Raw genomic sequence first — 9059 nt, forward strand, 5'->3', positions numbered from 1 at the left:
GCTCGAAGCAGGCGTCGTACAGCGCGTCCTTCGCCGGGAAGTGATGGTGCAGGCTCGACACGTCGATGCCCACCCGGGCCGCGATGTCGCGCAGCGAGGTCCCTTCCGGCCCCCGCGCGGCGAACAACGCCGTCGCCTCCCGCAGGATCAGCTCACGCGTGGAGGGCCCTTCCCGTTCCGCGCGCCGGGGCCGGCCCGGCCCACGCCGGGCGGGCCGCTCATCGGGTGTCTCACTGCTCTTCCTCATCCGGCACAGTCTGGCTAGGATCCGCAGACCTCGCAATCAAGCACCTGAGGGATTGATGAACGCCGCCACAGGATCAGAAGCCCCTCCCCCCGGACACCCGGCCCCCACCGTCACCGGGGACACCGCGGACACCGGCGACGGAGCGGACGTGCCCCGCCCCGCGCTGCTGCGCTACGCCCTCGGCTCGGCCGGTATGGGCGTCTACGTGACCGTCCCCGGCCTGCTGCTTCTGTACTTCCTCACGGACACCCTCGGTGTGGCCCCCTGGCTGGCCGGACTGGCGCTGCTGCTGCCGAAGGCCGTGGACATCGTCCTGCACCCCTTCGTCGGCTCCCTCTCCGACCGGGAGCGCGCCCGACGGGGCAACAGGCTGCGCCTCCTGGCGGCGGGCTGCGCCCTCGCCCCGGCGTTCGTCGCGCTCTTCGCGGTGCCGGGCCCCGTCGCCGACCGGCCGTGGGCCGCCGCCGTCTGGGTCGCCGGCTGGTTCGTCGTCGCCAACGCCCTCTTCGCCGCCTACCAGGTGCCGTACCTCTCCACGCCCACCGACATGACGGTCGGCTACCACGGCCGGACCCGTGTGCTCTCCTTCCGCATGGTGGTCCTCACCGTGGGCATCCTGGTCGGCGGCGCACTGGCCCCGCTGCTGGCGGGGGAGGGCGACTCGGTCACCCGGTACGCGGTCATGGCCCTCGTCCTCGGCGTGTTCATGGTGGCCTTCCAGATCGTCGGCGTCGGCGGCGTCCGCGACCTCCTGCCCACCGAACCCCGGCCGGACGTCGAGGGCCGCGAGGCGGAGCGGAAGACACACGGCCCGGCCCTGACCCAGGCACGGGACGTGCTGCGCGCCAACCCGTCCTTCCGCGTCCTGGTCCTCGGCTACCTCCTCGTCTCCACCACCACCCACCTCGTCCTCGCCGGCCTGCCCTACTACGCGCGGCACGAACTGGGCCGCCCCGGCTTCACCACCGTCCTCATGGCGGCGTTCGTCGCACCCGCCCTGCTCACCACCCCCCTGTGGTTCCGCCTCTCCCGGAGCTGGGGAAAACAGCGCTGCCTGCTGCTGTGCCAGGCCTTCTTCGCCGCCGGAGCCCTCGGCCTCGCCGCGGGCGACGCGGCCGGGATCGCGGTCCCCGTGCTGTGCACCCTGGTCCTCGGCGTGTGCTTCGCGGGTCTCCAGCTCTTCCCGTTCTCGATGGTCCCCGACACCGTCCGCGCGGCGGGCAGCAGGGAGATCGAACGGACCGGCGCCTACACGGGGGTGTGGACCGCCACGGAGTCGACGGGGGCGGCGGCCGGCCCCTATCTGTACTCGGCCGCCCTCGCCCTCGGCGGATACGCCGCCGCGCGGGCCGGCGAGGACATCACCCAGACCGGCACCGCCCACACCGCCATCCTCCTGGGCTTCACCCTCCTGCCCGCCCTCCTGATGACAGCGGCCCTGATGGTCCAGTCCCGCTACCGCCTCGACGCGGAGATGACGCGGACCACGACAGCGGCGGACGGCCCGGTCACCAGGACCTGACCGACCCGACCCGGCTGGTCCCGGACCGCCGTGCGTCGACAGGCCGGAGACCCTTGGTCAGTGGCGTCGGTCCTGTCTGTCGGTCGCCAGTGCGGCCGGCAGCGCCGGCCCGTACTTCTCGCGCAGGAAGCGGGTCTGGCCGTATCGCTGGGCGTCGGCGGCCACTCTGCCGAGGACCGCACCGCCGGGAACCGCCTCTCGGTGCCCGCGATGTCGCCGGCATCGAGCACCGGGACGACCGGGGCGCCGTCCGGTCCGACTTTTCCGCCGGTCTGGGCCCGCTCACCGGCGACCCCGACCCGACCCCTATGCCGCCATGTTCCCCGTCACCGACGACTGAGCCAAGGCGTCAGCGCCGGCCCTGTACCAGTGCGAACCGCGCCCCCTCCGGGTCCGCCACCGCGGCCACGCGGCCGTGGTCGGAGTCGTGGGGCCGGGTGAGCACCTGACCGCCGAGGTGGGCGACCCGGTCCACCGCCGCATCGGTGTCGGCCACCGTGAAGTACGTCGTCCAGTGCGGCCCCCGGTCCCGGGGCAGGGCGTCGCCCAGGCCGTGGACGGCGGCGACGGGGCGGCCGGCCAGGCGCAGGGTGACGTGGTCGCGGTCGGCGGAGGGCGTGCGTTCCTCGTCGTAGCCGAACACCGTCTCGTAGAACTTGGCCACATGGGCGGACTCGTACGTCGTCAGCTCGTTCCAGGAGGGGGTGCCCGGTGCGCCGGTGGGTGCCTGGACGGCGTGCGCGGGCGGCTGCCAGATGCCGAAGACGGCGCCGCTGGGGTCGGAGCCGATCGCCAGGCGTCCGGCGTCGGCGGCGTCCAGCGGGCCCACCCCGACCGTGCCGCCGCACGAGCGCACCGCGTCGGCCGTCGCACCCACGTCGTCCGACGCGAAATAGGGGGTCCAGGCGATCGGCAGATGACGGTCGGGGGGCAGCACACCGATGCCGGCGACCGGGTGTCCGTCCAGTAAGGCACCGACGTAGGGGCCCAGTTGCTCGGGCCCCGGGCGGAACTCCCAGCCGAACAGCGCCCCGTAGAACTGCTCGGTCGCTTCCAGTCCGTGCACCATCAGGCTCACCCAGCAGGGTGTGCCGGGTGCGTACCGAGCGGGCGCCGCACCGTTCGGGCGGGCGTTCCCCCGTGCTTCGGTCATCGTCACTCTTCTCCCGGCCGCTCGTGGCGTCGGCCGTGGTCATCTCGCCCCTGTGGGGACGTAACCCGTCCGCTCGGCGGATCGTTCCCGCACCGGCGCCGACACCGTATGTGCCCGGTACTGTACGCTTCGTGACCGGACCTGCCCGGCCGAGCACAGTAGCCGGACCCGGACGACTCGGCCACCCCGTGCGCGAAGATGGGGGCCATGAACGCCATCATCTCCGCATCCGAACTCGCGAGCGAACTGACGGGCGGGAATCCGCCGGTGCTGCTCGATGTCCGCTGGCAGCTCAGCACGGCCGCTGCGGCCGGGGAACCGCCGTTCGACGGACGGGCCGCCTACCGCGCCGGGCATCTCCCCGGTGCCGTCTTCGTCGACCTGGACGGGGAGTTGGCGTCCGCGCCGGGCGGGCACGGCCGTCATCCGCTGCCGGACCTCGCCGTGTTCGGCGCCGCGATGCGCCGGGCGGGCGTGTCGGCCTCGACGCCGGTCGTCGTGTACGACGGGGGCATGGGCTGGGGCGCCGCCCGCGCGTGGTGGCTGCTGCGCTGGACGGGGCACCCGGACGTGCGGGTCCTCGACGGCGGGTTGCCGCTCTGGGAGGGGCCGTTGGAGACCTCGGTTCCGCGGCCGGCCGAAGGGGACTTCGCGCCGGAGCCCGGGAAGGCCGGGCTGCTGGACGCCGACGGCGCGGCGGAACTGGCGCGTTCGGGAGTGCTGCTGGACGCCCGCGCGGGGGAGCGGTACCGGGGTGAGGTGGAGCCGATCGACCGGGTCGGCGGGCACATTCCGGGCGCGGTCTCGGCGCCCACCACACAGAACGTCGGAGCCGCCGGCCGGTTCCGGCCGGCGGAGGAGCTCGGCGCCCGTTTCAGGGGCCTGGGCGTGTCGGCGAGTTCGCCGGTCGGCGTGTACTGCGGCTCGGGCGTCTCCGGCGCACACGAGGTGCTGGCGCTGGCCGTCGCGGGCATCCCGGCGGCGCTGTACGTCGGTTCCTGGTCGGAGTGGTCGTCGGACCCGGAGCGGCCGGTCGCGGTGGGCCCGGACCCGCGGTAGATCGCGGGCCCCCTCGATGCTCGGTCTACCGTCAACCTGCCGCGGGCGCGGACGGCACGAAAGGCCTACTCCTGCTTCTTGCGCCGGGTCCCGAACACGATCTCGTCCCAGCTCGGTACCGCCGCGCGGCGGCCCGGACGGACACCGTCCGCCTCGGCCTGACGGTCGGTCGAGCCGACGAGACGGTCCCGGTGGCTGGTGACGGAACGCGGCATGAGGACGTCCGCGTAGGCGGAACCCGCCGACGCCGCGGGCGCCGGCGGCTCCTCCGCCTCGGGCTCGGCGTCCGGGTCCTCGGCAGCGGGCTCCGGCGTGCGCTCCGGCACCACCAGGTCGCCCCGGAAGCTCGGCACCGCCTCCAGGAGGCTGGTCAGCGAGTCCCGTTCGCTCGAGGCGGTGGCCGTCGTGGGCTCCTCGCCGGGCTCGGAGGCCGGCGCGGGCAGGCTGGGCCGCTCGCGGTCGCCGGGCCGGTCCAGCGGACGGTCGCGCGGCAGCCGCGCGATTCGGGGGACGAACGGGAAGCTGGGCTCGGGCGCGGCGAGGTCGTCGGACTCGCCGATCAGCGAGCGCGCTTCCTCGTCGACGGCCTGGACGAGCCGCCGGGGCGGGTCGTACGTCCAGCTCGCCGAGTGCGGCTCACCGGCGACGACGTAGACCAGCAGCACTTCCCAGGTGCCGTCGTCGCGGCGCCAGGAGTCCCACTGGACGGTGTCCTTGTCCGCGCCGCGCAGCAGCAGCCGCTCCTGTACGGCCTCGCCGAGCGGCGGGCCGGAGTTCTCGCCGGGGCGGCGGACGGGGGTCTTGCGGGCACGCTCGGCCATGAACGCGCGCTCCGCCAGCACGGGGCCCTCGAAGCGGCGTACGCGGTCCACGGAGATGCCGGCCATCTGCGCGACCTCTTCCGCGGTCGCGCCGGCCCTTATACGTGCCTGGATGTCACGGGGGCGGAGATGGCTCTCCACCTCGATCTCGATCTGGCCGAGACGCGGACGGTCGCCGCGCACCGCGGCGCGGAGCCGCTCATCGATCGGAAGCGTGTACTCCGTGCTGTCCGCAGCCTTCAGCACCAGCCGTGTGCCGTCATTCGAGACGGCCACGACACGCAGTTCGGGCATGGGGACCTCCCGGGTGGTGCCTGCCGACGTCACGTGCGTCGCTGCTTCCGCTAGTCGAGTGTGGCCTGCCCGGGTGCAGCCTGCCACAACCTTGCCGAGTTGCCCGGCGTGTCGGGCGCCGGCCCTGGATCGCCGTTATGACACGGTTACCTATTCGCAACGCTAAGTGACCAACTGCGTCAGCGTGTGCAACTAGCCCCCTCCCGGCGGTCCTCGAGATCCGGGCACCCTGACGGGAGACCGGACCCAGGGCTCGCCACAGTACTCCATTTGGGCCACCTGCGTGGATTGGCGCGCCGCTCAAGGCATCCTCTATGTCCCCAGGACCCTCCGCAAGTAGTCGTTCCGGAACCGGCGTTCCGGATCGAGGCGGTCCCGGAGCGCCGTGAACTCCTCGAAGCGCGGATACACCCGGGAGAAGTACCCGGCGTCCCGGGTGTGGATCTTCCCCCAGTGCGGCCGCCCCTCATGGGCGGTGAAAATGCGCTCGGCGGCGGTGAAGTACCCCTGATAGGGGGTGCCTTTGAACATGTGGACGGCGATGTACGCGGTGTCGCGGCCGGAGGCCGTGGACAGGGTGATGTCGTCGGCCGGCGCGGTGCGCACCTCGACCGGGAAGCTGACCCGCAGCGGGGAGCGGTCGATCATCGCCTTCAGCTCCCGCAGGGTCTCCACCAGGGCCTCGCGCGGAACGGCGTACTCCATCTCCACGAAACGCACCCGGCGCGGCGAGGTGAACACCTTGTAGGGAATGTCGGTGTAGGTCCGCGCGGACAGTGCCTTGCTGGAGATCCGGGCGATGGCCGGTATGGTCCCGGGCGCCGCGCGGCCGACCCAGTTGGCCACCTGGAAGACGCCGTTGGACAGGAACTCGTCCTCGAACCAGCCCTTGACCTGCGGTACCGGCCGCTCCGGTCCCGCGCTGCGGTTGTTCCGCTTGGTGTTGGTGTTACCGGTGTGGGGAAACCAGTAGAACTCGAAGTGCTCGTTCTCGGCATGAAGTTGGTCGAACTCGGCGCAGACCCGGTCGAAGGGCATCGGTTCCTCGCGGGCCGTGAGCAGGAAGACCGGCTCCACGGCGAAGGTGACCGCGGTGACGACGCCGAGGGCGCCGAGACCGATCCGCGCGGCCGCGAAGACGTCCGGGTTCTCTTTTTCGGAGCAGGTGAGCACCGAGCCGTCGGCCGTGACCAGCTCCAGCCCCCGGATCTGCGCGGCGATGGAGGCGGAGTCGCGGCCCGTGCCGTGGGTGCCGGTGCTGATGGCCCCGGAGACCGTCTGCTCCATGATGTCGCCCATGTTGGTCAGCGACAGTCCTTCCCGCGCGAGGGCCACATTCAGCCTTTTGAGCGGAGTGCCGGCCTCGGCCGTGACCGTGCCGCCCGTGCGGTCGATGTCACGGATGCCCGTCAGCAGGTTAGGCCGGATCAGGACCCCGTCCGTGGCGGCTATGGACGTGAAGGAGTGCCCGCTGCCCACCGGCTTCACCGGCAGACCGTCCTCGGCGGCCCGGCGCACGGCGGCGGTCAGTTCGTCGACCGAGGCGGGCGTGACCTCCCGCGCGGGGCGCGCGGCGACGGTGCCTCCCCAGTTACGCCACGTGCCGTTCCTCGCGCTCGCTGTGCTGCCCAACGGAGCCTCCCCGACCCGGCGCCGGCCGCTTGAGCCGGCGGTACCCGAGGAAACCGACCGCGACCGCGACGGCCCCGGCCACCGCCGGAACCCCGTACCCGGCACGCGCCCCGGCCGCGTCGATCACCCGGCCGGCCACGGACGAGCCGGCCGTGACCCCGGCGGCGAGCCCGGTGCTCACCCAGGTCATGCCCTCGGTGAGCTGCGCGCGTGGTACGTGCTCTTCGATGAGGGACATCGTCGTGATCATCGTCGGAGCGATGGCCAGTCCCGCAAAGAACAGCGCCACGGCCAGAAACGGCAGGTTCCCGACCAGTAGGAGTGGGATCATACTCACGGCCATGGCGCAGACGCCCAGAAGCCAACGCCGTTCCGGCGCCCCCCGCGAAGCGCAGCAGCCCGGACACGGCGCCCGCCACGCACGAGCCCAGCGCGTACACGGAGAGCACCAGACTGGCCGCCGCCTTGCGCCCCTGCTCCTCGGCGAAGGCCACGGTGACCACGTCCACGGCGCCGAAGATCGTCCCCGTCGCCACGAACGTCGCGACCAGGACCTGGAGTCCAGGGGAACGCAGCGCCGAACCGCCGCCCCGGTGCTCGCGCGGATGCGGCACGGGCTCGGTGGCGCGCTGCGAGGTCAGCCAGAAGACACCGGCCGCCAGGAAGCAGGCCGCGAGCAGCGGACCGGCCTCCGGGAACCAGGCCGTGGACAGCCCGATGGAGACGATCGGTCCGAAGACGAAACAGATCTCGTCCACCACGGACTCGAAGGAGTACGCGGTGTGCAGCTGCGGAGTGCCCCGGTACAGGGCGGCCCAGCGGGCCCGGATCATCGCGCCGACGCTCGGCACGCAGCCGATGCCCACACACGCGACGAACAGCACCCATTCCGGCCACGCGTAGTGCGCGGCGCACAGCAGTACCGCCGCCGCGGTCAGCGAGATCAGGGTCGCCGGGCGCAGCACCCGCCGCTGCCCGTACCGGTCCACCAGGCGCGACACCTGCGGGCCCGCCGACGCCGCGGAGAGGGCGATCGTGGCCGACAGCGCGCCGGCCAGTCCGTACCGGCCGGTCAGCTCGGAGATCATCGTCACCACGCCGATGCCCATCATGGACAGCGGCATCCGGCCGAGGAGTCCCGCGGTGGAGAAGGCCTTGCTGCCGGGTGCGGCGAACAGGGCGCGATAGGGGCTGGGCACGAGGGCTCCGAAGATCTCGGTAAGGTGCGATCGCAGTCGGTACAGATTACGGGGGCGGTCACCCGAAAGCACCAGGGACCACTGCCGCGCGGCCGGTGACACCCCCGCCGTGTCCCCGCTGCCGTTGCCGGGTGGCAGGATCGGAACATGCCTGACGTGCTCGATGCCAGCCCCTACGACGCCCTGCTGCTGCTCTCCTTCGGCGGCCCCGAAGGCCCGGACGACGTGGTCCCGTTCCTCGAGAACGTGACCCGCGGGCGCGGTATCCCCAAGGAACGCCTCAAGGAAGTCGGGCAGCACTACTTCCTCTTCGGCGGGGTCAGCCCCATCAACGCCCAGAACCGTGCCCTGCTGGACGCGCTGCGGACGGACTTCGCCGGGCACGGCCTGGACCTGCCGGTCTACTGGGGCAACCGCAACTGGGCGCCCTACCTCACCGACACCCTGCGCGAGATGGTCCAGGACGGCCGCCGCCGCATCCTCGTCCTCGCCACCAGCGCCTACGCCTCGTACTCCGGCTGCCGCCAGTACCGCGAGAACCTCGCCGACGCCCTCTCGGCCCTGGAGGCGGAGGGCCTGGAGGTGCCGAAGACCGACAAGCTGCGGCACTACTTCAACCACCCCGGCTTCGTCGAACCCATGATCGACGGGGTGATCCGCTCGCTCGCCGACCTCCCCGAGGACGTCCGGGACGGCGCGCACATCGCCTTCTGCACCCACTCCGTCCCGAACACCGCCGCCGACACCTCGGGACCCGTCGAGGGCCACGGCGACGGCGGGGCGTACGTCGCCCAGCACCTGGACGTGGCCCGGCTGATCGCCGAGGCCGTCCGGGAGCGCACCGGCGTCGACCACCCCTGGCAGCTCGTCTACCAGTCCCGCTCGGGTGCCCCGCACATCCCCTGGCTCGAGCCCGACATCTGCGACCACCTCGAGGAGCGGCACGCCGCCGGGGCCCCGGCCGTGGTGATGGCGCCCATCGGATTCGTCTCCGACCACATGGAGGTCCTCTACGACCTCGACACGGAGGCCACGGCCAAGGCGGAGGAACTCGGGCTGCCGGTGCGCCGCTCGGCCACCGTCGGCGCCGACCCGCGGTTCGCCGCCGCGATCCGCGAGCTGATCACGGAAC

Annotated in this window: 7 protein-coding genes and 1 pseudogene; 3 read left to right on the top strand and 5 right to left on the bottom strand. The window is 72.6% G+C overall.

The genetic code is table 11. The features are described 5' to 3' along the window. Nucleotides 1-247, bottom strand: a 247-nt coding sequence (locus tag B9S61_RS11870; RefSeq protein ID WP_146064801.1) for a TetR/AcrR family transcriptional regulator, incomplete at its 3' end; no start/stop codon positions are given. A 55-nt stretch (nt 248-302) separates the two neighbouring features. On the opposite strand from B9S61_RS11870, the gene B9S61_RS11875 reads away from it, so the two are divergent. Continuing rightward, nucleotides 303-1769, top strand: coding sequence for an MFS transporter (locus B9S61_RS11875; RefSeq protein WP_103542224.1), 1467 nt, complete (start codon nt 303-305; stop codon nt 1767-1769). 349 nt (nt 1770-2118) lie between these two features. Here the strand turns inward: B9S61_RS11875 and B9S61_RS11880 are convergent, their stop codons facing one another. Beyond that, entirely contained in the window at nt 2119-2922 is an 804-nt protein-coding gene (locus B9S61_RS11880) for a VOC family protein (RefSeq protein WP_103542225.1), read from the bottom strand. A gap of 207 nt (nt 2923-3129) precedes the next feature. Here B9S61_RS11880 and B9S61_RS11890 point away from each other — a divergent pair, with 207 nt between their 5' ends. Continuing rightward, entirely contained in the window at nt 3130-3981 is an 852-nt protein-coding gene (locus B9S61_RS11890; RefSeq protein WP_103542227.1) for a sulfurtransferase, read from the top strand. Nucleotides 3982-4046: 65 nt separating this feature from the next. On the opposite strand, the gene sepH is transcribed toward B9S61_RS11890, so the two are convergent. The 3 genes and pseudogenes from sepH to B9S61_RS11905 all read right to left on the bottom strand — a co-directional run bounded on the left by sepH (nt 4047) and on the right by B9S61_RS11905 (nt 7927). Then, on the bottom strand, nt 4047-5096 hold the full coding sequence (gene sepH, locus B9S61_RS11895) for a septation protein SepH (RefSeq protein WP_103542228.1): 1050 nt from the start codon (nt 5094-5096) through the stop codon (nt 4047-4049). Nucleotides 5097-5408: 312 nt separating this feature from the next. Then, nucleotides 5409-6728: a D-arabinono-1,4-lactone oxidase gene (locus B9S61_RS11900; RefSeq protein ID WP_103542229.1), complete on the bottom strand. Its 1320-nt coding sequence runs from the start codon at nt 6726-6728 to the stop codon at nt 5409-5411. Next, nucleotides 6688-7927: pseudogene (locus B9S61_RS11905) on the bottom strand (MFS transporter). The gene B9S61_RS11900 and the pseudogene B9S61_RS11905 overlap by 41 nt, the downstream one beginning before the upstream one ends. Nucleotides 7928-8074: 147 nt before the next feature. Between B9S61_RS11905 and B9S61_RS11910 the strand changes: the two are divergent. After that, on the top strand, nt 8075-9059 hold a 985-nt coding region (locus tag B9S61_RS11910; RefSeq protein ID WP_103542230.1), incomplete at its 3' end, for a ferrochelatase.

This window comes from Streptomyces sp. SM1 (genome assembly GCF_002910825.1).
In the GTDB taxonomy this organism is placed as follows: Bacteria; Actinomycetota; Actinomycetes; order Streptomycetales; family Streptomycetaceae; genus Streptomyces; species Streptomyces okerensis.

Bases quoted from the DNA above. Each gene is read 5' to 3' on its own strand.
- B9S61_RS11875 (WP_103542224.1), top strand. From the start codon at position 303: ATGAACGCCGCCACAGGATCAGAAGCCCCTCCCCCCGGACACCCGGCC.
- B9S61_RS11880 (WP_103542225.1), bottom strand. From the start codon at position 2,922: ATGACCGAAGCACGGGGGAACGCCCGCCCGAACGGTGCGGCGCCCGCT.
- B9S61_RS11890 (WP_103542227.1), top strand. From the start codon at position 3,130: ATGAACGCCATCATCTCCGCATCCGAACTCGCGAGCGAACTGACGGGC.
- sepH (WP_103542228.1), bottom strand. From the start codon at position 5,096: ATGCCCGAACTGCGTGTCGTGGCCGTCTCGAATGACGGCACACGGCTG.